Origin of the sequence: Klebsiella sp. HMSC25G12 (assembly GCF_001807705.1) — a bacterium.
Classification (GTDB): domain Bacteria; phylum Pseudomonadota; class Gammaproteobacteria; order Enterobacterales; family Enterobacteriaceae; genus Klebsiella; species Klebsiella variicola.
Genome location: NZ_KV789779.1, coordinates 1 through 631, shown reverse-complemented (window position 1 = coordinate 631; position 631 = coordinate 1). Strand labels below are relative to the sequence as shown.

Genomic DNA, 631 nt, shown 5'->3' with positions numbered 1-631 from the left:
TCGCGGTGTATTAATCAACGGGGAGCAGGTCAGCTCCGCTCCCCGTGATTTGTTATATACCCACCACGGGGGCATTAGTTTTTTTATTTTTTTTGATGATATGTACAAAATCAGTGGTTAGGAATAATCTTAACAGCCTTAACAAAAACACACAAAAACAGTGGCTATGCTTTATCTCACTACACTAAGTAACGACAGTATCATGCTAAAAAAAGATGATATTATCTTTATGAAATCATGTGGTAATGCAAAAACAATAATATTTTTACGTGGCGTGGATGAGAAGCTCATGATTAACGCGAGCTTTGAAGAGATAAAGTTTGCTATCAATAATAATCTTCAGGAGCTTCCGGGGGTACAAGCAGTAGCCGCGACACTGAAAATAGCAACCTGATTTCGAGTAAGGGCACTCAAAATCAAGAGATCAATTTACTATAACATCCCGATCACGAATCCCGCGGCTGGAACCGGCGTTCGGCACCGCTGAACGATTCAATTCTATTTTTGATATTAACAGGAGTAATAGTGATGAGAGCATTATCTCTTGGTGCCGTTTTAATGGCTATGTCAGCATTACCACTAACCGCGATATCCCAAGTAACCTTAGCACCTGATGGATCGTACGTTAGTG

The 631-nt window shown here is 40.4% G+C and carries 2 protein-coding genes; one reads left to right on the top strand and one right to left on the bottom strand.

The window, feature by feature from the left end:
* Nucleotides 1–202: 202 nt before the first annotated feature.
* Nucleotides 203–394 (top strand): hypothetical protein, encoded by a 192-nt coding sequence (locus HMPREF3096_RS01160; protein WP_049106033.1) that lies wholly within the window; start codon nt 203–205, stop codon nt 392–394.
* 52 nt (nt 395–446) lie between these two features.
* Here the strand turns inward: HMPREF3096_RS01160 and HMPREF3096_RS31140 are convergent.
* Nucleotides 447–631: hypothetical protein (locus tag HMPREF3096_RS31140; RefSeq protein WP_218069934.1), on the bottom strand; the 185-nt coding region annotated here is incomplete at its 5' end.